The sequence below is a fragment of the Demequina aestuarii genome, from assembly GCF_000975095.1.
In the GTDB taxonomy this organism is placed as follows: Bacteria; Actinomycetota; Actinomycetes; order Actinomycetales; family Demequinaceae; genus Demequina; species Demequina aestuarii.
Window position 1 is genome coordinate 244,848 of sequence record NZ_BBRD01000002.1, and the last position, 20,784, is coordinate 265,631.

Genomic DNA, 20,784 nt, shown 5'->3' on the forward strand with positions numbered 1-20,784 from the left:
CCCGGGGACACAGGTGTCGGCAGGCGGGTTTGGCCGTCACCATCGTCTCCTCAGCAAGGGAGAGATATATGAACAAGTGGAGCGTTCTTCAGAACAGCAAGGTCGTGCGTGTCGCGGCGAGCGCGAGCACCCTCGTCGCCGTCGCCGCCATCGTCGGCGCTGGCTATAAGTGGGTCTGAGACCAGACTCTGGCGAGGGCGATGCCGGGGCTCGCGCCTCGGCATCGTTCTCGCCGCTCGCCATCTACCTCGCGGTCGTCAGCACCGCCGGGTTGGGAAGCGTGATCGCAGCGCTCGCGCTGAGCCCGTGGGCGGCCTTGCTCACCGCCTTGCCGCTGGCCTCGGTAGCGTTCCTCGCCGTCGCGGCGATCGCAGGCGAGGTCAAGCCCATCCTGCTCGTCCTGGCGGGCTCGGAGACCAGGTCGCTGTCGACGTCGGCGCCGTTCGTGCTCGCGCTGATCGCCGTGGGAGGCCTCGGCCTCGCGATCGTGGTGCAGGTCGTCTCTAGCCTCGCCGACGACATCGTCAATCGCCGCGAGTTCAAGAAGTCGCTCTTCAACACGGCGCAGTACGCGCTGAGCGTTCTCGCCGCCGGCGTGGTCTACGGGCTCCTGACGGGCAAGGCCACCTTCGGCGTGCCCGAGTCAGTGACGCCTGGGCATGTCGGCGCGCTCCTCGTCGCCGGCGTGGCGATGGTCATCGTCAACTGGTTCCTTGTCGCCGCGGTGGTCGCGCTCGCCTCGGGCCAGCCCCTGACTCTCGTGCTGCGCACCGATGCGCGCAATTCCTTCCTCACGCACCTGGTGCTGCTGAGTGTGGGCGGCATCGCCGCAGACGTCGCCTCCGACGGCGTCGGCGTGCTGGCACTGCTCGCCGCCCCGGTGGTCGCGGCCCACCTCTTCGCCACCGTCGTCGCGCGCCATGCGTATGACGCGGCGCACGACTCCCTGACGGGCCTGGGCAACCGCGGCCAGCTCGACAGCGCCCTCACTCGGGCGTTGCGCGCCTCGCAGCACACCACCACGCAGGGCCCGGGTCTGGTGCTTCTGGACCTGGACCACTTCAAGGACTTCAACGACACCCTGGGCCACCCCGTGGGCGACACGATCCTGCGGGACGTGGCCGAGCGGCTGCGGAACGCCGTGCCGGATGGCGGGTCGGTGCACAGGCTCGGCGGGGACGAGTTCGCGGTGGTCGTCAACGGCGGCCTAGCGGACTCTCGGCGCGTGGCGCGCGATCTGCTGGCTGCGTTGGACGCGCCCATCCGCATCGAGAGCCTCGAGCTGCTGGTCCGCTCGAGCGCGGGTGTTGCGGTCGCTCCGATGCACGGCACCGACGCCGAGACCCTGATGAAGAACTCGGACATCGCCCTGTATCACGCGAAGCTGGAGCGGGACCGGATCAGCACCTACTCCCCGGAGTACGACGTCAACACCGTCGAACGCCTGCAGCTGCTCGCCGACCTGCGCTCTGCGCTCGACTCTCAGCAGCTGCGGGTGGTGTACCAGCCGCAGGTGGACCTCAACTCCCGGCGGACCGTGGCGGTCGAGGCGCTGGTGCGGTGGGATCACCCCACGCGCGGCACCATCGCGCCCGACGACTTCATCCCGCTGGCGGAGAACTCGGGACTGATCTTCCCCGTCACCCACTTCGTGCTCGACGCCGCGCTGGCCCAGCTTGCGAAGTGGCGAGAGGCCGGGCACCAGGTGCGCGTGGCCGTGAACCTGTCGGCCCGCCACCTCTCCGACGTGGGTCTGGCACAACAGATCTACGAGGCTCTCGCGCGTCACCAGATCCCGCCCTCTGCGCTGGTGCTCGAGATCACGGAGACCGGGATCCTGTCCGATACGGTGCGTGCCGACATGGTGATCCGCGCCGTGCGCGGCATCGGGGTCGAGATCGCGATCGATGACTACGGCACGGGAAATGCCTCGCTGAGCTACCTCAAGCGCCTGCAGATCGACGAGCTCAAGGTCGACCGGTCGTTCGTGAGCAACATCGGGTCCGACCACCATGACCTGATCATCGTGCGCTCGACCATCGCACTCGCGCTCGCGTTGGACCTGCGCGTGGTCGCGGAGGGAATCGAGGACGACGCGACGGCAGAGGCCCTCGCCCAATTGGGAGGCGTGATCGGTCAGGGCTACCACCTGGGCAGTCCCGCCTCCGTGGACGAGATCAGCCAGCGGCTCGACCTTGAGCGGCGCACGGCGCCCACCGCACGCGGCGCAGGTCGCTGACGATGCTCCTTCTCGCCGTCTGCGCACTCGTCGTCGTCTCGCCGCTCGTCGTCGGACGGTGGCCCGCGGGTCTGCTGCTGCACCGTTGGCGCTGGCCGGCGCTCGTGTGGGTGGCCCTGGCGCTGCAGGTGGTGATCATGCAGATCGACGCCCTGCACCGGATCGCCCCCGTGATGCACATCCTCACCTACGTGGCCGCAGGCGTGTTCCTGTGGCTCAACCGTGCCATGCCAGGCGCGCTCATCGTGGGCCTGGGAGCGCTGTCGAACGGCGTCACCATCGCGCTGAACGGAGGCGTGCTGCCGGCCCGGGCGGGCGCGGTCGAGGCAGCGGGCCTCGGCGCTGACGACGCGTTCGCGAACTCGGCGGTGGTCGAGGACCCCGTGCTGCCCTGGCTGGGTGACAACTTCGCGTGGCCCGATCCGCTGCCGCTGGCCAACACCTTCAGCGTGGGAGACGTGCTGATCGTGGTCGGCGTGATCGTCGCGGCCTGGGCGCGCACTCGCCGCATCGGCGCGGCATCGGTGCCGGCCCAGGAGCACACGGCGGGCTGAGCTCCTCTCCTCGTGGCAACTCGACTGCACGCTCGTGCGGCGCGTGCGCTCGTGCGGGCCGCCGGTCACGGCAGAATTGCCGTCGTGGACCTCTCTCGCGCCGGGGCGCCTCACGTCGCTTCTTCGCACCGCCAGGCTTCTGACGTCCCCACGCCCGATGCTCCTGCGCTCGCCGGGGGTCTCGACCTGCCGTACCTCGTGTACGGAACTCTGAGGCCAGGCGGCTCCAACGCAGCGCTCGTGGAGCGCCATGGCGGCGTGCACGCCGGGTCCCTGACCCTGGGCGGCTACGCGATGTACGAGGCACCCGCCGGCTACCCGTACATCGTGCCGCGCTCGACCGCGGGAGCCATCACGCTCGACGTCCTGGTCCCACCGGCCGGTGCGGGGGCGCAGGAGTCCCTCCGCGCGGATCTCGACACGCTCGAGGGCTTCGAAGTGGGCGGGCGGCTCAACCACTATGAGCGGGTGGCGGTGAGCTTTCCCGACCCCGCCACCGGCAGCGTGCGCTGGGGATGGCTGTACGTCGCTGGGCCGGGCGCGCTCATCGATGGGCTCGCACAGATCGAGTCGGGCGACTGGTTCGCCCGGTGAACCAGGGGGCTGCGAGGCGGCCCTGAGCTCTGCACAGACGCAGGAAGCCCCGGCCGCATTCGGCCGGGGCTTCCGTGACGGTGATGCGCAGCGGTGCTACTTGCTGGCGCCGCCCGGCTTCTTTGAGGCAGTCGAACCGGTCGACGACGGCTTCTTGGCAGCAGCCTTGGTGTTCTTCGCGGCGGCTGCCGCGGTGGCCTGAACCTTGGCGGTGGGCGTCTCTCCCGTGGAGTCGTCCTCCCACACGTCCTCGGCGTCGTCGATGGTGCTGGCGGCCGCCGCCGTCGCGCGATCGCGAGCTTCGTCGACAGATGCCCTCACGCGGTTGACCTCGGAGGTCGCCGACTCGCGCACCTTGTTGACGCTGGCCTCTGCCTGACCGGCGATCTTCTTGCTCTGCTCGACTGCGGTGTCGCGAAGGCGCTCAGCCGTGGGGCTTGCCTGCTCCTTGACCTTCTCGACGGTCGGGCCGGCCTGCTCCTTCACTGCGGTCGCGGCGGAGGCGGCTGCCTCGGCAGCCTTCTTCGCCGCGTCCACGGCCGCGTCGGTGGCCTTGTTGACGTTGTCGCGGAGCTGGCGCTTGAAGTCGCCGTCGCCTGCGAGCTCCCACTCCTCGTCCTCGCCGGCCCACGTGTCGCGGCCCGGGTCGCGACGCGCCCACACCACGACGGCTGCGGCGGCGGCGCCCACGAGAGCGATCGGGATGAGCACGCGGCCCCAGCTGCGCTTCTCGTCTTCATGCGCGGCGTTCTCCACGGCGTGGAGCGCGGCGGGGATCGCGGCGCTCACGACGGCTGCGTGGGCGACGTCGGCCCAGTGCGTCGCGGTGTCGCCGGCGCGGCGCACGTAGGGCTCAGCCTTGCGAGCGCCGGAGTGGTAGGCCTTCTTGGCGTAGGGCTTGGCCCACTCCTTGGCCTTGTGTGCCTGGGGCACGGCCCAGTCGACGGCCTTGTCATACTGCGGGGCGGCCCACTTCTGAGCCTCCTTCGCCGCCTTCTTGGCGGACTTCGATGCCTGCTCAGCCGCAACCTTCGCGTGCGCGGCGGCCTCCTGAGCCTGCGCGCGATACTGGTCCACGTCGAGATGATCGAGGGGATTCTTCTTGCGTGCCACGTGAGGTGCCTCCAATTAGCAGGGGGTGTCCTGATCCCCCATATTGTCACTTCCATATGAGTAACGCGAGCGGCATGCGAGAATAGTCCCCATGATCGCAACTCTTGAGACCACCGCAGGCGACATCCGCATCGAACTGATGCCGAACGACGCCCCCACCACCGTCAAGAACTTCGTTGGCCTCGCCACCGGCGAGAAGGAGTGGACGGACCCCGAGACGGGCAAGCCGAGCACCGAGCCGTTCTACAACGGGCTCATCTTCCACCGCATCATCGAAGGCTTCATGATTCAGGGCGGCTGCCCCGAGGGCACCGGCACCGGCGGTCCCGGCTACACGTTCGACGACGAGATCCACGCCAACAACCAGTTCTCCGAGCCCTACATGCTCGCCATGGCGAACGCCGGCAAGCGCACCAACCCCATCACGGGCAAGCCCTCCGGCACCAACGGCTCGCAGTTCTTCATCACCGTCGGCCAGACCCCGCACCTGAACCAGGCCCACACGATCTTCGGAAAGGTCGCAGACGACGAGTCGCGCGCGATCGTCGACAAGATCGCCGCGACGCCCACGGACGGGCGGGACCGCCCGCTCGAGGACGTCATGATCACGGCCGTGACCGTCTCCTAGAGGAACTCGCGTGACCCAGCCGCCTGGCGAATCGTCCGCACCCACCTGCCCTCGGCACCCGGACCGCGTCGCGTACGTGCGCTGCCAGCGCTGCGAGCGGCCGGCGTGCCCGGAGTGCCAGCGGCCGGCGGCGGTCGGCGTGCTGTGCGTGGACTGCCTCGCTCAGGCGAAGGCTCAGGCACGGCCGATGCGCTCGCGGCTGGGATTCACGGCGGCCTCGGGGCCGCCCCTGGTCACGTATGTGCTGATCGGGCTGAACATCGCGGTGTTCCTGCTCGCGCCGATGCTCATCGGCGACGGCTGGCAGGGCTACCTGGGGCTGTGGCCCGGGGCGAGCGAGTCGCTGATCGCTCAGTACGTGAACGTGGGCGACGAGTGGTATCGGTGGATCACCGCCGGGTTCGTCCAGTTCGGCTTCTTCCACATCGCGATGAACATGGTCGCGCTCTGGCAACTCGGCAATGCGCTCGAGCCGGCGATGGGACGCGTGCGCTTCGCCGCGCTGTACTTCGGTTCGCTCCTCGGCTCGTCAGCGGGCGTGATGCTGCTGGCGAACGAGGGCGTCCACGGCGGTGCATCGGGAGCGATCTTCGGCCTGCTCGCCGCCTACGGCATCGTGCTCAAGCGCCTGCGGCTGCCGTATCAGTCCGTGCTGGTGATCGCCGCGATCTTCATCGGTGGTCCGCTCGTGTCCGAGTTCATCCCTGCGCTGTCGTTCTTCGCCGGCCTGTCATGGCAGGGCCACCTCGGCGGAGCGGTGGTCGGCGCGATCATCATGCTGGTGATGTTCCGCGGCGTCGACAGCCGTGAGCGCGCCGCGCGCGCCGGTGCCCAGCCCGGCAACTGAGCGTCCGCCGCCCCGGGTCCCGCGCATCGGCCGGGCGCCGGCATCCCCCGTTCCACCCCCAGATGTGAATAACACCGGTGTAGTTGTCCCCAAGGTTGTCCACAGCGGGGGAAAACTACACCGGTGTCACTTCACGGCGAGGACGGGGTCGGTGCGCTACTTCCAGCGGGTGAGCAGCATCATCGCTGCGGCCATGAACGCGAAGCCCACCAGCAGGTTCCAGTCGCCGATGTCGAGCGGGTACTGAGCGCGCGAGATGTAGTACGTGATGATCCACGCCGGGCCGATGATCAGCAGCGTCACCGCCGTGGGCAGCAGCCACCGGGGGTTGTCGGTGTCGTCCGGCTTCCCCAGGTTGCGGGGGGCCTTGTAGACGTTCTTGTCGCGCTTCTTCGAGACGGCCACGGTGGTACTCCGATGCAGGGTTCGGCCCGCGGCGTGCGGGCATGAATGGGGTCCAGCGTACCTACGCACGGGCCAGACGTCAGCACCCCCACGCGCTCGCGTACGCTTGTCGCATCATGACGACCGATACCCGCGTCCGCGACCACGCGGACGTCCCCGCGCCGGCGCGGCCCCCGCAGCGTCGCCTCAGCGTGGTGGGGATCCTGGGCGAACTGTTCATCGCGGCGGGCGTGCTCATCGCGCTGTTCGTCGTGTGGCAGCTGTTCTACACGGACGTTCAGGGCGAGCGCGTGCAGCGCGAGGCCGTCGAGGAGACGGAGTGGGTGCAGCCGGCCATCGTCGCCGCCGACATCGTCGAGACCATCCCGGACGAGTTGAAGATGCGCGACACGGACCCGCCTGAGATGAGGTACCCCGACTTCGCCGAGAAGCTCGCGGCGCTGATGGTGCCGCGCTGGGGCGAGGACTACACGAAGATGATCTACGAAGGGGTCACCCGTGCGGACGTGCTCGACCCGCTCGGGATCGGCCACTACCCCGACACCGCGCTCCCCGGTCAGACCGGCAACTTCGCGATCTCCGCGCACCGGACCACCTACGGCAAGCCGTTCGTGGACATCGACCAGCTCGCTGTCGGCGACGCGCTGATCGTCCAGACCGGGGACGCCTGGTTCGTGTACACGGTCGAGTCCTGGGACATCGTGACGCCGCAGGACGTCCAGGTGATCGCACCGATGCCGGGCGAGCCCGGCGTCGAGGCAGACGACCGCTACATCACGCTCACCACCTGCCACCCCAAGTTCTCCGCTGCCGAGCGGTGGGTCGTGCACGGTCGCCTGGACTACTGGGCCCCGACCGGGAACGGCGTTCCCGAAGAGCTGCTGGTGGCAGCGCCATGATCTCGACCATGATCTGGAACGCGCTGCCGGGGCCGGCGGTGCTGCGCGTGCTGCTGCTCCTCCTCATGCTCGCCGCGGTGGTCTTCGTGCTGTTCGAGTATGTGTTCCCCTGGGCGTCCGAGTACTTTGCGATCCAAGAGACCACCGTGGAGGAGCCATGACCCGCATCCTTGTGATCGACAACTACGACTCGTTCGTCTACACGATCGTGGGCTACCTGCGCCAGATGGGCGCGGAGACCGTGGTGGTGCGCAACGACGCGGTGGCGGAGGCCGATGCGATCGCTGAGTATGACGGCGTGCTGGTGTCACCGGGTCCCGGCACTCCTGCGGAGGCGGGCGCCTCGAACGACGTCATCCGCGAGTGTGCGCGCACCCGCACCCCCATGCTGGGCATCTGCCTGGGCCACCAGGCCCTCGCCGAGGTCTACGGCGGGGTCGTCTCACACGCCCCCGAGCTGATGCACGGCAAGACCTCCCACGTCAGGCACGAGGGCGGTTCGGTGCTGCGCGGGCTCGCATCGCCGTTCACCGCCACGCGCTATCACTCGCTCGCAGTCGAGACCGACACGGTCTCGGATGAGCTCGAAGTGACGGCCCGGACGGACAACGGCATCATCATGGGCCTGCAGCACCGCGAGCTGCCACTGCACGGCGTGCAGTTCCACCCCGAGTCGGTGCTGACCGAGGGCGGCCATCGCCTGCTGGCGAACTGGCTCGAGGTGTGCGGGATGCCCGATGCGGAGGGGCGGTCAGCGGGCCTGTCCCCGCTCGTGCGTCAGTAGGCGGTCAGCGCCGCCGCTAGAGCCAGCCGTTCCACACGACGATCAGCAGCATCGTCACGAGGAACCCCACGGGCTGGTTGAGCCACAGGAAGGTCCGCCACCCGCGGTTCGCCTGTTCGCAGGTGACGTCGGTCACGTTCCAGAACCGGGCGGTCGACGCCGCGTACGCGAGCGGCAGCGCGGCCGCCAGGATGCCGGGCCACGGCATCGCGAGCAGCACGGCCGATGCGGCGACGTAGAGCACGGTGGCGAGGCGGGCGGTGGCGCGCGCGCCGAGCACGGTCGCGATCGAGCCGATGCCTCCTTCGCGGTCCGCGCGGACGTCCTGCACCGCGCCGAAGGCGTGGCTCGCCATTCCCCACGCGATGAACGCCGCCCACACGGGCCAGACGCCCGGGTCCGTGAGTGACACGCCGGCGAGCACCAACGCATACAGCAGCGGGCCCACGAAGTGCAGCGACGAGGTCAGGGAGTCGAGGAATGGGCGCTCCTTGAACCGCAGTCCCGGCGCCGAGTAGGCGACGACCCCGAACAGCACCAGCGCCAGCGTGATCGCCGCCGCGACGCCGCCCTGCAGCGCGAGCCAGATCGCCGGAGGCAGCGTGGTGAGCGCGCTCGTCCACAGGATGCCTCGGTGGATGCGGGCCGCCTCGGCCCGGTCGCGGATGACGTCGCCCTCGACGCCGCCCTTGCGCGGGTTCGCGAGGTCGGACTCGTAGTCGAAGACGTCGTTGACGCCGTACATCAGGAGGTTGTACGGGACGAGGAAGAACAGGGTGCCCACCACGAGCACCGCGTCGATCTCGCGCACCGCCATGAGAAAGGCGGCGGCGAACGGGAACGCGGTGTTCACCCAGCTGATGGGGCGCGAGGCCCTCACGATGGCCGCGATCACGGCTGCGGCTCCTGGGCATCGTGGTCCGCGGCGCCGGTGCTCGTGGCGCCCGCGCTCCCGTCTCGACGTCGCCCGAACAGGATCCACAGTGCCGGCACCAGCATGACCGAGCCGATCGCGTACGCGAGGTCTTCGATGGGGGCGATGGGCATGAGCACGCCGCTGATGAGCGACTCGTCGTAGGCCACGAGCCCCACTCCGACGATGATGTTGTCGAAGACCACCGTGAGCACGAGCAGCACCAGCGCGGTGAGCAGCAGTGGCGGTCGCTCGACGCGCCTGAGGACGGGCACGGTCGCGGCCGCGATGAGGGCGAGCGCGACCACGGACAGCACCACGTAGGTCACAGCTCCGCTCCGCCCTCGACGGCTCGGGAGCGGCGCGAGCGCGAGTACGCCCGCCACAGCAGCAGCGTCTGGTAGGTCAGCAGCGTGAGGAACGCGACCTCCTCGATGGGCACCTCGGGCGCGACCAGCACGCCCGTCATGTAGGGCGCGTCGCCGCGGAAGAAGATTCCAAGACCCACCCCCACGAGGTCCCACACAAGAAAGACCATGACGGCCGACGCCAGCGTGAGAAGAGTGCGGCGGGTCTCCACGAACAGGGCGAGGCGATACCGCCAGTCGAGCGTGCCGAGGCCCAGCAGGCTCACGGTGAGCGCACCCAGGTAGAGCCAGGAGGTCACGACCCCGCCTGCGGTGGCGATGCGGGACGCGGCGCGGAGGAGGCCCCGAGCGAGCGCGCGAGGTCGCCGAGCGGGCCCCGTCTGCGGGAACGCGCGAGGTAGCCGGCCGGGAGCGGGGTGTTCAACGGGTGGGCCGAGGTCTCCCCGAGCAGCCGCTTCGCCACGAGCTCTGCCGAGATGAGGCAGATCGGCACCCCGATGCCGGGCGCGGTCGACGCGCCCGCGTAGAGCAGGTGGGACACCTTGCTGGAGATGTTGCGGGGGCGGAACATGGCGGACTGCAGGAGGGTGTGCTCGAGCCCGAGCGCGCCACCCTTGAAGGCGGACAGTGACGCGGCGAAGTCCGAGGGCGTCAGGATCGCCTTGATCGAGGTGCGCGAACGCAGGTCGGGAACCCCAGCCCAGGCGCCCACCTGGTCGAGGTAGCGCGCCGCGTGCTGTTCCATCGCCTCCCGCGACTCCGGAGTCGCCCCGAGCGCGGGCTCGGCGGGGAACGGCACCAGCATCACGAGGTTCTCGTGCCCGGCCGGCGCCGTGGAGGGGTCGGTGGCCGTGGTGCGGGACACATAGACAGAGGCGGGATGAGGCACCTCGCCGCGCTCCATGATCGCTTGGAAGTTGGCGTCCCAGTCCTGGGTGAAGAACAGCGAGTGGTGCTTCAGCTCGGGAAGCTCGCCTTCGACGCCGGCCATCACGAGCAGCGCGCTGACGCCCGGCCGCACCTTGCGCCACGACTTCTCGGGGCGGGCGCGGTGCTCCTCCTCGAGGAGCTCAGTCTCGGTGTGGTGCATGTCCGCGGAGGACACCACCGCATCGGCCCGGAGCGTCTCGCCGTCCGCGAGGGTGACGCCCACGGCCCGGCCGTCCTCGACCACGATGCGGCGGACATCGGCGCCGGTGCGGATGGTCACTCCCTCGGCCACGGCTGCACGCTCGAGGGCCTCCACGACCGCGTAGAGACCGCCGCGCGGATAGCGGACGCCGTCGCGCAGGTCGAGATGGCTCATGAGCGAGAACAGCGACGGCACGCGATCGGGGGAGGATCCCAGGAACACGGCGTGGAAGCCGAGCAGCTGACGCAGGCGGGGATCCTGCACACGTCCCGCGATGCGAGATCCAAGGGAGCGCGTCAGCAGCGGGAGGAGCGACCCCAGGCGTGGGAGAAGGGAGCGATCAGCGACCGACAGCGGACGCTCGAAGGTCGTGTAGAGGAACCTGTCGAGAGCGAGCCGGTAGAGGTCTGTGGCCTCATCCACGTAGTCGGCGATCGCCTGGCCATCGCCCGGAGACATCTCGTCGAACCGGGCACGGTTCGTGTCTGACGACGCTGTGACCTCGAGCACGTCCGCCAGCGCGGCGCTGTCGCGCTCGAAGAACACCTGGTACCGCGGGTCGAGGTCGATGAGGTCGAGCTCGTCCTCGACGCGACGGCCGAGCAGCGCGAAGAAGTGCTCGAAGGCCTCGGGCATCAGATACCAGGACGGTCCGGTGTCGAACGTGAAGCCATCGACCTCGAGCCGGCCGGCGCGGCCGCCCACGCGATCGTGCCGCTCCACCAGCGTGACGTCCGCGCCGCCGCGCGCGAGCAGCGCGGCGCTCGCGAGACCGCTCACCCCACCGCCGATGACCACCACGTGACCGCTCATGAGTTGTCGCCTTTCACGCCGATGCCTGCAGGGAGTCCCGCCGGGGCGCGGTCCATGGACACGAGTTCCGCAGCGCCAGGTACAGCTTGGTGCCGTTCGCGACGCGGACGCGCGCGCCCGCGAGGGACGCGGCGGGGGTGGCCTCGATCTCATCGAGGAGCCGCGCGTAGATGTCGATCGTGGTGCGGACGGCTGCAGCAGAGCGCCGGGGCAGGCCGGCGAGGCACGCCTCGGCGGCGGCCACGTCCGCCCGACAGTCCGCGACCAGTTCCGCGACGCGGGCGTCCGTGAGGGTGGATGAGGTGACGCCCGGGAAGTAGGAGCGACCCAGGCGGTCCTCGTCCGCACCAAGATCGCGCAGGAAGTTCACCTTCTGATATGCGGCGCCCAGTCGGCGCGCGCCCTCGCGCATGTCCGCGTCGAGCGGCCGCGGCCCGGAGCCGGCGTTCGCGAAGACCGCGAGGCACATCTCGCCCACCACCTCGGCGGAGCCGAAGACGTACGACGCGAAGGACTCCTCGTCGTGTACCGCGCGCTCTAGGTCCATCCGCATGGACGCGAAGAACGGGTCGGTCTGCTCGCGGGTGATGCCGACTGCGGTCGCGGTGGCGCCGAACGCGTGCGCCACGAGGTTGGTCGAGTATCCGGAGGTCATGGCGCGCCACACCTCGGCCTCGAAGCCATCGAGCAGTTCGGCGGCGTCGGCGCCCTGATAGGTGTCGACGATCTCGTCCGCCACCCTCACCATCGCGTAGACCGACGCGATGTGGCGCCGCTGGGTGGGACTCAGCATGCGCGCGCCCATGCCGAACGACGTGGAGTAGCGGGAGATGACCTGGGCGGCGGCGGCGTGAGCCGCCTCGTCGTACAGCGCCATCGACGTCTCGTTGCTCTGATGCACCCGGCGGCGAGCAGAGGTCACGACGACCGCCCGTCGAGAGTGTCGACCAAGTCGACCAGGTACCCGCTCAGTGGTGCCGGCACTCGCTCACGGGCGATGCGGGCGGCGTCCCTCGCGTAGCGCCGAGAGAGGGCCGTGGTGCGTCCGCGCGCCCCCGTCTCGACCAGGATCTCCCGCACGCGATCCGCATCGGCGCTCGTGAGGTCCGGGTCTCCGACGTGGCGCTCCAGCACGGCGAGCTGATCCGCAGAGGCGGCCACGAAGCCCTGGCGCACCAGCTCTGTGCGCTTGCCCGCGCGCAGATCGGACAGGTTCGACTTGCCCGTCTCGCCCGGGTCGCCGAACACCCCCAGGTCGTCATCAGCCAACTGAAAGCTCAGTCCCAGACCGGTGCCGATGCGCTCGAGGTGGGACACCATCGTGGGGTCCGCCCCCGCGAGTTGGGCTCCCGCGAGCAGCGGCACGACGAACGAGTAGGTCGCGGTCTTGAGCTCCGCGACGCGGAGGGCGTCCGCCTCCGCGACGGGAGTCAGGTCGCCGTACATGTCGAGCAGCTCGCCCGCGATGGTGGCGCGCACCGCCCGGGTGATGAGGTCGAGGCACGCGATCCGATGGTGCGCGGGCAGGCTCGTGCGCGACACCAGGTCGTAGGCGCTCGACAGCGCCAGGTCTCCGCCCAGCAGTGCGGCCGAGAGCACATGGTCCTCGACCTGGTCGGCGGGAAGGTCGCGATCCGCGAGGTCCGCTCGACGGCAACCGGCAACGTTGGGGCGACCGCGCCTCACCTCGTCGTGATCCAGAATGTCGTCGTGCACGAGCATCGCGGTGTGGAGCATCTCCATCGCGGCAGCGACGGGAACCACGGCCTCGGCATCGTCGCCGCCCAGTCCCGCGTAGGCGGCGAGGGTCAGCGACGGGCGGAGGTTCTTGCCGCCGGAGAACTGCTCGCCGATGGATCGCCACAGCCGCGCGTAGTCGGGGCCCGCGACCGGGAGTTCCGCAGCGGCGGCGCGGACGTGTGCGCCGAGGGTCTCGTGGACGTGCGGAAGCCGCGCATCCACGAAGGAGCGCAGGCCGTCTGTGGTCAGCACCGGTGACATGATGACCCGGTCAACGTCGGGCAAAGCCCGCGACATTCCCGGAGAGTCGCGGCCGTGTCAGGCCTGCCTTCACCTGCGGTGCGGAGAGCCTCGGAGCGGCGCACGCGCGCATCGGCCGTGGTCATGGCTCATCGCCGATGCGCGCCATGGCTAAGCACCGCCCGTGGGCTCGGGCTCCGGCTCCGGTTCCGGTTCGGGGCCCTTGGAGAGCACCAGCCTCACCTGAGTGCCGGGGGCGACCTGGGTGCCGCCGTTCGGGTTCTGGGAGATGACGGACCCCGAGGGGATGTCGTCCGAGAACTGCTCGGCGTCGTACGCGAAGCTGAGGTCCTGCGTGCCGAGCTCGCGCTCCGCATCGGCCTTGGACCGCCCCGTGACATCGGGCACGGCGACGGTCGAGGGAGCGACCGCGACCTCGAGGTTCACGGTCGAGCGCTGGGGTACGCGCCCGGCGCCTGGGCTCTGCGACAGCACCGTGCCGGGTGCGACGGAATCATCCGGCACGTCGGTGGTGTCGGGGATGAGGCCCAGCTTGTTCAGCTGTGCTCTGGCGGCGTCCTCGTCCGCGCCCACGAGGTCGGGAAGCTCCACCATGCCGCTCGACAGGAACAGCTCGACGGTGGATCCGCCCGGGACCTCCGTGCTCTCGACCGGCTCGGTGCGGGTGACGCGGCCCTCTTCGAGGTCGGGGTCGTCGTCGTCGGGATCGCCGATGGTGACCACGAGACCGAGTTCCTCCAGCTGGCGCACGGCATCCTCTTCTCGCAGCCCGCGCACGCTCGGAATCTCCACGGCATCGGGGCCAGCGGACACCAGGACGGACACCGACGTGCCCTCCTCGACCTCGTCGTCGGCGGCGGGGTCGGTGCTGATGACGAGCCCCTCGTCGATCTCGGCCGACGGCTCGGTGGTCGTCTCGCCCACGAGGCCCACGTCGTCGAGTTCGGCCAACGCCTCCGCCTCAGTCATCCCCACCACGTCGGGGACGGCCACCATGATGACCTCGGGCTCGTCGTCGCGGTTGAACAGCAGGATGAGCAGGATGATCGCGATCAGCGCGGCCACGCCGAGCGACACCCACAGGATGATCTTGCGACGACGGGAGTCGTCCTCGTCGTCGAGCTCGCGCTCGTCGCTCACCGCGACGGTCGAGGACTGCGGCGGCGGGACCGACCCGGCGCCTCCGACGGAGGCCCACGCCGGCGACGCGTCGGCGGGCATGACCTGCGTCGCGTCGGTGGCGGGCCCGGACTGCTGTGCGGGCATCGCCTGAGTGGGCTGGTCCTCGATCTGCTCGGGGGTCATGCCGGCGGCGGCCGCCACGCCGGCCGCTCCGGCGCCGAACGCTGCAGATCCTACGGCGATGGCTCCCGTGGAGGGGCTGACCTGGCCGCCGCCCATGACGGCGCGCAGGTCGCCCAGGAACTCCTGAGCGGTCGCGTAGCGGTGATCGCGGTTCTTCGCGAGCGCGCGCAGCACCACCTGGTCGAGTGCGGTGGGCACGTCCGAGGCGAAGTCGGAGGGCTTGGGGGCCTCCTCGCGGACGTGCTGGTAGGCGACGGACACCGGGGAGTCGCCGATGAACGGCGGACGTCCGGTGAGCAGCTCGAACAGCAGGCAGCCGGCGGAGTAGAGGTCGGAGCGGGCATCCACGGTCTCCCCGCGCGCCTGCTCGGGCGACAGGTACTGCGCCGTTCCGACGACCGCCTGGGTCTGCGTCATGGTGTTGCCGGCGTCCGCGAGGGCGCGGGCGATGCCGAAGTCCATGACCTTGACCGCGCCGGTGGGGGTGAGCATCACGTTCGCGGGCTTGATGTCACGGTGCACCAGGCCGGCGTGGTGGGCGTAGTCGAGGGCGGTGAGCACCCCCGACGCGATCTCCACCGCCTCGTCGATGGGGGCCGCCACGTCGCCCTTGAGGATGTCGCGGACCGTGTGGCCCTCGACGTACTCCATCACGATGAAGGGCACCGCCTGCGGATTGCCGGTCGCGCCCGGAATGTGGTCCTCGCCCGTGTCGTACACGGCGACGATGGAGGGGTGGTTGAGTCCCGCCGCCGACTGCGCCTCGCGGCGGAATCGGGTCTGGAAGGACGGATCGCGCGCCAGGTCGGCGCGCAGGATCTTAATGGCGACCGTTCGGCCCAGGCGGGTGTCGTAGCCGATGTGAACCTCGGCCATGCCACCACGGCCGATGAGGTCGCCGACCTCGTATCGTCCCGCAAGCATGTTCGCGTCGTCGTTCATCAGTCGTTCAGTCTCCTACGTTCCGCAGCGCTGTCGGGTGCCATTGTCGCACTCATCCTTTCGAATCCCGCGTGGGCCGCATGTCGGGGCGGGGTCGATGCTCGGTGGGGGCGATGCTGGGCGGCATGGTCCGGGTGGCGCGGCCGCGCGTGCGCGTCCCGCCCGTGCCCGGCGATCGAGGGGAGGAGGCGCTCTCGGGATGGCCCCCGGGCGCGGCCGCGCGGACACCGTCTGCACCCGGACCGCGCGTCGACTCGCCGCGGTGAAGACGTGCGGACAGGAGCCGTTGTGCCAGCGCATCCGGAGTGCGAGGGCGCTTGCGCGGGTTCTTCTCCAGCACGTCGTGAATGATGCGTGCGAGGTCCTCGGACACGCTCCGGGGCAGCGCCGGGACCGGCTCGTTCACGTGGGCGATCGCGATGTCCACGGCCGATGCGGCGGTGAAGGGTCGTTTGCCGACGACGGCCTCGAACGCGATGATTCCCAGCGCGTAGACGTCCGATGCGGGGGTGGCGGGCTTGCCGAGCGCGAGCTCAGGGGCGAGGTACTGGGCCGTGCCCATCACCATGCCGGTCTGGGTGAGGGTGGTCTGGTCCACGCTGCGCGAGACTCCGAAGTCGGTGATCTTGACCGCGTCGCCCTCGGACACCAGCAGGTTGCCGGGCTTGATGTCGCGGTGCATCACGCCGGCGTCATGAGCGACCTGGAGGCCGCGGCAGGTCTCGATCAGGATGTGGGCGAGACGAGGCTCGTCGATGGTGATCTCACGCTCGAGGATCGACGACAGCGGCTCGCCCTCGACGAGCTCCATCACCAGGTACGCGGTGCCCTCCTGGTCGCCGTAGTCGAGCACCTGGGCGATGTTGGGGTGTGTGAGCCCGGCAGCGTTGCGCGCTTCGTTGGTGAACCTCTTGAGGAACGTCTCGTTCGCGGCCGCGGAGTCCTTGAGCACCTTCACGGCGATCGGGCGATCGAGCTCGGTGTCGGCGGCGCGCCACACCTCGCCCATGCCCCCTACGGCGAGAAGCGACCGCAGCACGTAGCGACCGCCGAGCGTGGTGCCCGCGTGAATGCTCACAGGTCTCCCTCCGCGTCGAGCTGGATCGCCCGCTCCATGATCGAGCGCGCGATCGGTGCCGCCACCGATCCTCCGGTCGCGCCCGAGCCGGTCTCTCCGCCCTCCTCGACGATGACGGCGACCGCGATCACCGGATCGTCTGCGGGAGCGAATGACACGAACCACGCGTGGGGAGGAGTGTCCTGGCCGGTCTGCGCGGTGCCCGTCTTGCCGGCGACCTCGACCCCGTCGATGCGCGCGGCGCGGCCGGTGCCGTCGGACACCGCGCCCACCATCATCTGCGTCAGATCGGAGGCGTCCTCCGCGCTCATCGACTGGCGGTACTCTTCCGGCTCGGTCTGCGAGACGACGGTGAGATCAGAGGCGCGCACGGTGTCCACCAGGTAGGGCTTCATCAGCACGCCGTCGTTGGCGATCGCGGAGGCCACCATCGCCATCTGCAGCGGGGTGGCGCGCACGTCGAACTGGCCGAGCGCGCTCATCGCGGTCTCGGACTCGTTGGGCGACTCGGGCAGGCGTGATGCCGTGACCGGCAGCGGGATCTCGAGGGGCTCGTCCCACCCGAAGTCGCGCGCCTTGCGCTCCAGGACGCCCCACCCGAGAGACATCCCCAGGTCAGCAAACGCCGTGTTGCAGCTGATGCGCAGAGCGTCCGACAGCGGCAGGTACTCGTCGCCCGCGCACTCGGCGTCGCCGAAGTTGCTGATGGTCCGGCTCGTGCCGGGCAGCGCGAGCTGCTGGGGGCCGTACAGCTCGGTGTCCGGCGTGTACCCGCCCTCGAGCGCCGCGGCGGCCACCACCAGCTTGAACGTGGATCCCGGGGGGTACGTATCGCCGGCGATGGCGCGGTTGATCAGCGGACCGTCCTCCCGCGCCAGCAGCTCGGCGTAGTTCTCGTTGACGGTGGCGGTGTCGTGGCCCGCGAGCACGGCGGGGTCATAGGTGGGACTGGTGACCATCGCGAGCACCTCTCCCGTGGCGGGATCGAGCGCGACCACGGCGCCGCGCTGACTGCCCAGCTGCTCCGCCGCGACCTCCTGCAGGCCCGCAGACAGAGTCGTCTCGACCGAGGCTCCCTGCTGCTGCTCGCCGGCGAACAGGTTCCCCAGGCGCGTCCAGAACAGCGCATCGGCGGAGCCGTTCAGCAGCGCGTTCTCCGTCTGCTCGAGACCGCTGCGGCCGTACACGATCGAGTAGAACCCCGTGGCAGCGGCATAGAGCGATCCCTGGGTGTAGCTGCGCTGGTAGTTGAAGGGGTCATCCACGGGCTGCGACCACACGACGGCCTCGCCGTCGACGACGATGGGGCCACGGAAGTTGCCGTACTCGCGGTACAGCGTGCGCACGTTGCGGGGGTCCTGGTTGAGATCGTCCGCGCCAATCACCTGGATGTAGGACGCGGCGCCCATGAGGGCGAGGAACAGCACGAGGACGACGACGGACAGCCTCCGGGCGGGTTCGTTCACTCGGCCACCTCCGCCGTGGTGCGACGCGCCTGGTCGGAGATGCGCAGCAGCAGTCCCACGATGATCCAGTTCGCCAGCATCGATGATCCGCCGTAGGCGAGCCACGGCGTGGTGAGTCCCGTGAGCGGGATCACCCTGGTCACGCCGCCCACCACGATGAACACCTGGAGCGCGAGAGCGAAGCCCAGTCCACCGGCGACGAGCTTGCCGAAGCCGTCCCGGACGCCGATCGACGTGCGGAATGCGCGCTGCACGAGGATCAGGTAGAGCGCGAGGATCGCCATCAGGCCCGTAAGGCCCATCTCCTCGCCGATCGACGCGATGATGAAGTCGGACTCCGCGTACGGCACCAGGTCCGGACGCCCCTCGCCGAGGCCGGTGCCGAACAGACCGCCGGACGCCATGCCGAACAGTCCGCGCACGAGCTGTTCGGAGGTGCCCGCCGAATAGAGGTCGGGGTCGAGCGCGTTGAGCCACGCGTCGTAGCGCGCGCGCACGTGCGGGAAGATCGTGCCCGCGAGCACCGCGCCGGCCCCGAACAGCGCGACGCCGGTGACGACCCAGCTGATGCGCTGGGTGGCCACGTAGAGCATTCCCAGGAAGATGCCGAAGAACAGCAGCGATGCGCCGAGATCGCGCTGGTAGACCATGAGCAGCAGCGCAGCGGCCCAGACCAGCAGCAGCGGCCCCATGTCGCGGGGGCGCGGGAACCGCAGCCCCAGGAACGTGGGCCCCGCCAGCGCGAGGGTGTCACGATTGGTCACGAGGTAGCCGGCGAAGAACACCACCATCGCGATCTTGGCGAACTCGCCCGGTTGCAGCGAGCGGCCGAACAGGTCGATCCAGATCCGGGCACCGTTGATGGTGACGCCCAACCCGGGCACGAGCGGAAGCAGATACAGCGCCAGCCCCACGACTCCTGCGGTATAGGTGAAACGCCGCAGCAGGCGGTGGTCGCGGATCACGAAGATCACGGCCATCGCGAGCAGCACGCCCGCGACGGTCCAGCCGATCTGCGTGTCGCCGAACGCGGTCTCACGTCCCCGGTATTGCGCGTAGCCGAAGTCGATCCGACGGATCATCGCGAGACCCACGCCGTTGATGGCGAGCACGGCAGGCAGCAGCACCGGGTCGGCCGACGGGGCGTAGCGCCGCAGCAGCAGGTGGCATCCGAGCATCAGCGCCGCCGCCGCCGCCGCATAGATGCCGAGCGTCCGGAGCTCGAGGAAGTCGGCGTGGTAGTCGACGAGAGCGCGAGCGAGAACGATGATCGCCCACGACACGCCTAACAGGGCGATCTCGGCGCGCCGCCCGGTGCGCACCTGCAGCTCGGAGACGGTAGCCACTCAGGCCCCGTTCTCCGGCGGCGCGACCTCACTGTGACGGGCCGATGCGGCGGAGGCGTCTGCGCTCGCGGCAGGGCTGGGGGAGGGGGTGGCGGTGGGACCGGGTGAGGGTCCGACGGAGATGCTGGGCGACGGCAGGGGATCCGGGGTCGGAAGGTTCGCCTCGAGCGCCTCGACGATCGCCCTGGCGCCGTCGAGGCTGTCGGCACGGATCGTGTCGTCGATGCGCTGCTGCTGGTAAGGCGCCAGGTCCTCGAGAGGGATGCCGGTGGTCTCCACGAGCGTCTGGAGGGCGACGATCGGGAGCTCTTGCGGGATGCCGCGGTAGATCGCGACCTCGTGGTCCGACGCGCCCACGTAGTACTGAGTCTGGGTCCACGCGTACGCGCCCCAGGCTCCGCCGATCACGACGAGAAGCGCGGCGAGGGGAAGCAGCCACGGGCGAGCGCGAGACCAGACTCGGGACGCTCGGGAAGGCTCCTCGTCGTCGTCGACCTCGTCCGGAGTCGACAGCCGCGCGGCCTTGCCCGCGGCGGAGCGTCCTGCGGCGGAGGGACGATGGCGATCGCGCGCTGCGGAACCCACGATCTGCGATGCTGTGGGCGGCCCCACGCCGTCGGGCGACGCGTCGATGTCGACCACGTCAGCGACGATGCAGGTCACGTTGTCGGGTGCTCCTGCGGAGAGCGCGAGCGACACCAGCGCGTCGGCGCAGTCCGCGGGGTCGGCGACCTCGACCAGAGTCTTGTGAAGAGTGTCGCGGCTCACGACGCCGGAGAGTCCATCGGAGCACAGCAGCCAGCGGTCTCCGGCGCGCGTCTCGCGCACGGAGATGTCCACGGGGACGTCGGCATCCACGTCCCCGAGCACGCGCAGCAGCATCGAGCGCTTGGGGTGGTGCTCGGCGTCCGCGGCGCTGAGGCGCCCCGTGTCGACCAGGTGCTGGACGAAGCTGTGGTCGGTGGTGACCTGATCGAGAGAGTCGTTCCGCAGCAGATACGCGCGCGAGTCTCCAATGTGCGCCATGCACAGGGTGGAGCCCGCCCGCAGCAGGGCGGTCACCGTGGTGCCGAGCCCCGACAGCTCAGGGTCATTGTGCGCGCGGTCCACGATCTCGGCATGGGCCTCGGCGATCGCGGCCTTCAGTTCGTCGAGGGCATCGTCCGGTCCGTGGGACTCGCCGTCGAGCCCGGCCAGGCGTCCCACCGCAATCGAGGAGGCGATGTCTCCGCCGGCGGCGCCGCCCATGCCGTCCGCGACCACGAGCAGGTGAGGCCCGGCGTAGGCCGAGTCCTGGTTGTTGGACCTGATGAGGCCTACGTCAGAGCGCGCGGCGAAGTGGAGACCGAGGAACACG

General features: G+C 69.9%; 21 protein-coding genes. 8 read left to right on the plus strand and 13 right to left on the minus strand.

Annotation, left to right across the window (positions count from 1 at the left end):
• Nucleotides 1–169 precede the first annotated feature (169 nt).
• The 3 genes from AOP72_RS12745 to AOP72_RS12755 all read left to right on the plus strand — a co-directional run bounded on the left by AOP72_RS12745 (nucleotide 170) and on the right by AOP72_RS12755 (nucleotide 3,387).
• A complete protein-coding gene (locus tag AOP72_RS12745) occupies nucleotides 170–2,239 on the plus strand; it encodes a putative bifunctional diguanylate cyclase/phosphodiesterase (RefSeq protein ID WP_062137834.1) in 2,070 nt (689 codons plus the stop codon).
• Nucleotides 2,240–2,241: 2 nt separating this feature from the next.
• Entirely contained in the window at nucleotides 2,242–2,793 is a 552-nt protein-coding gene (locus AOP72_RS12750) for a DUF5317 domain-containing protein (RefSeq protein ID WP_062137837.1), read from the plus strand.
• Nucleotides 2,794–2,877: 84 nt separating this feature from the next.
• Complete coding sequence (locus AOP72_RS12755) at nucleotides 2,878–3,387, plus strand: gamma-glutamylcyclotransferase family protein (RefSeq protein ID WP_193746435.1); 510 nt, start codon at nucleotides 2,878–2,880, stop codon at nucleotides 3,385–3,387.
• Between the two features lie 96 nt (nucleotides 3,388–3,483).
• Here AOP72_RS12755 and AOP72_RS12760 read toward each other — a convergent pair whose 3' ends face one another.
• On the minus strand, nucleotides 3,484–4,500 hold the full coding sequence (locus AOP72_RS12760) for a hypothetical protein (protein ID WP_062137843.1): 1,017 nt from the start codon (nucleotides 4,498–4,500) through the stop codon (nucleotides 3,484–3,486).
• A 91-nt stretch (nucleotides 4,501–4,591) separates the two neighbouring features.
• Here AOP72_RS12760 and AOP72_RS12765 point away from each other — a divergent pair, with 91 nt between their 5' ends.
• Nucleotides 4,592–5,128: a peptidylprolyl isomerase gene (locus AOP72_RS12765; protein ID WP_062137845.1), complete on the plus strand. Its 537-nt coding sequence runs from the start codon at nucleotides 4,592–4,594 to the stop codon at nucleotides 5,126–5,128.
• 10 nt (nucleotides 5,129–5,138) lie between these two features.
• Nucleotides 5,139–5,975: a rhomboid family intramembrane serine protease gene (locus tag AOP72_RS12770; RefSeq protein ID WP_152650423.1), complete on the plus strand. Its 837-nt coding sequence runs from the start codon at nucleotides 5,139–5,141 to the stop codon at nucleotides 5,973–5,975.
• A gap of 156 nt (nucleotides 5,976–6,131) precedes the next feature.
• Here the strand turns inward: AOP72_RS12770 and AOP72_RS12775 are convergent, their stop codons facing one another.
• Nucleotides 6,132–6,380, minus strand: coding sequence for a cell division protein CrgA (locus AOP72_RS12775; RefSeq protein ID WP_062137851.1), 249 nt, complete (start codon nucleotides 6,378–6,380; stop codon nucleotides 6,132–6,134).
• Nucleotides 6,381–6,496: 116 nt separating this feature from the next.
• Here AOP72_RS12775 and AOP72_RS12780 point away from each other — a divergent pair, with 116 nt between their 5' ends.
• The 3 genes from AOP72_RS12780 to AOP72_RS12785 are packed head-to-tail and all read left to right on the plus strand — an operon-like array spanning nucleotide 6,497 to nucleotide 8,063.
• Entirely contained in the window at nucleotides 6,497–7,279 is a 783-nt protein-coding gene (locus AOP72_RS12780; RefSeq protein ID WP_062137854.1) for a class E sortase, read from the plus strand.
• Nucleotides 7,276–7,440 carry a hypothetical protein gene (locus tag AOP72_RS13685; protein WP_193746440.1) on the plus strand — a complete coding sequence of 55 codons (165 nt, stop codon included), beginning with the start codon at nucleotides 7,276–7,278 and terminating at the stop codon, nucleotides 7,438–7,440. Before AOP72_RS12780 ends, AOP72_RS13685 begins: the two co-directional genes overlap by 4 nt.
• On the plus strand, nucleotides 7,437–8,063 hold the full coding sequence (locus AOP72_RS12785) for an aminodeoxychorismate/anthranilate synthase component II (protein ID WP_062137857.1): 627 nt from the start codon (nucleotides 7,437–7,439) through the stop codon (nucleotides 8,061–8,063). The genes AOP72_RS13685 and AOP72_RS12785 overlap by 4 nt, the downstream gene beginning before the upstream one ends.
• 16 nt (nucleotides 8,064–8,079) lie before the next feature.
• On the opposite strand, the gene AOP72_RS12790 is transcribed toward AOP72_RS12785, so the two are convergent.
• The 11 genes from AOP72_RS12790 to AOP72_RS12840 all read right to left on the minus strand — a co-directional run bounded on the left by AOP72_RS12790 (nucleotide 8,080) and on the right by AOP72_RS12840 (nucleotide 20,783).
• On the minus strand, nucleotides 8,080–8,958 hold the full coding sequence (locus tag AOP72_RS12790) for a prenyltransferase (protein ID WP_062137860.1): 879 nt from the start codon (nucleotides 8,956–8,958) through the stop codon (nucleotides 8,080–8,082).
• Nucleotides 8,955–9,305, minus strand: a complete 351-nt coding sequence (locus tag AOP72_RS12795; protein ID WP_062137863.1) for a lycopene cyclase domain-containing protein — start codon at nucleotides 9,303–9,305, stop codon at nucleotides 8,955–8,957. The genes AOP72_RS12790 and AOP72_RS12795 overlap by 4 nt, the downstream gene beginning before the upstream one ends.
• Complete coding sequence (locus AOP72_RS12800; RefSeq protein WP_062137866.1) at nucleotides 9,302–9,643, minus strand: lycopene cyclase domain-containing protein; 342 nt, start codon at nucleotides 9,641–9,643, stop codon at nucleotides 9,302–9,304. Before AOP72_RS12800 ends, AOP72_RS12795 begins: the two co-directional genes overlap by 4 nt.
• A complete protein-coding gene (gene crtI / locus AOP72_RS12805) occupies nucleotides 9,640–11,289 on the minus strand; it encodes a phytoene desaturase family protein (protein WP_084631967.1) in 1,650 nt (549 codons plus the stop codon). Before crtI ends, AOP72_RS12800 begins: the two co-directional genes overlap by 4 nt.
• Before the next feature lie 13 nt (nucleotides 11,290–11,302).
• Nucleotides 11,303–12,211: a phytoene/squalene synthase family protein gene (locus AOP72_RS12810; protein WP_238581706.1), complete on the minus strand. Its 909-nt coding sequence runs from the start codon at nucleotides 12,209–12,211 to the stop codon at nucleotides 11,303–11,305.
• On the minus strand, nucleotides 12,208–13,281 hold the full coding sequence (locus AOP72_RS12815; RefSeq protein ID WP_193746436.1) for a polyprenyl synthetase family protein: 1,074 nt from the start codon (nucleotides 13,279–13,281) through the stop codon (nucleotides 12,208–12,210). The genes AOP72_RS12810 and AOP72_RS12815 overlap by 4 nt, the downstream gene beginning before the upstream one ends.
• 159 nt (nucleotides 13,282–13,440) lie before the next feature.
• Nucleotides 13,441–15,537, minus strand: coding sequence for a Stk1 family PASTA domain-containing Ser/Thr kinase (pknB, locus tag AOP72_RS12820; RefSeq protein WP_084631969.1), 2,097 nt, complete (start codon nucleotides 15,535–15,537; stop codon nucleotides 13,441–13,443).
• Between the two features lie 52 nt (nucleotides 15,538–15,589).
• On the minus strand, nucleotides 15,590–16,615 hold the full coding sequence (locus AOP72_RS12825) for a serine/threonine-protein kinase (protein ID WP_062137877.1): 1,026 nt from the start codon (nucleotides 16,613–16,615) through the stop codon (nucleotides 15,590–15,592).
• Nucleotides 16,612–18,081 carry a peptidoglycan D,D-transpeptidase FtsI family protein gene (locus AOP72_RS12830; protein ID WP_062137880.1) on the minus strand — a complete coding sequence of 490 codons (1,470 nt, stop codon included), beginning with the start codon at nucleotides 18,079–18,081 and terminating at the stop codon, nucleotides 16,612–16,614. The genes AOP72_RS12825 and AOP72_RS12830 overlap by 4 nt, the downstream gene beginning before the upstream one ends.
• Nucleotides 18,078–19,427 carry an FtsW/RodA/SpoVE family cell cycle protein gene (locus AOP72_RS12835; protein ID WP_062137883.1) on the minus strand — a complete coding sequence of 450 codons (1,350 nt, stop codon included), beginning with the start codon at nucleotides 19,425–19,427 and terminating at the stop codon, nucleotides 18,078–18,080. Before AOP72_RS12835 ends, AOP72_RS12830 begins: the two co-directional genes overlap by 4 nt.
• Complete coding sequence (locus AOP72_RS12840; RefSeq protein WP_062137886.1) at nucleotides 19,428–20,783, minus strand: PP2C family protein-serine/threonine phosphatase; 1,356 nt, start codon at nucleotides 20,781–20,783, stop codon at nucleotides 19,428–19,430.
• Between the last annotated feature and the right edge of the window lies 1 nt (nucleotide 20,784).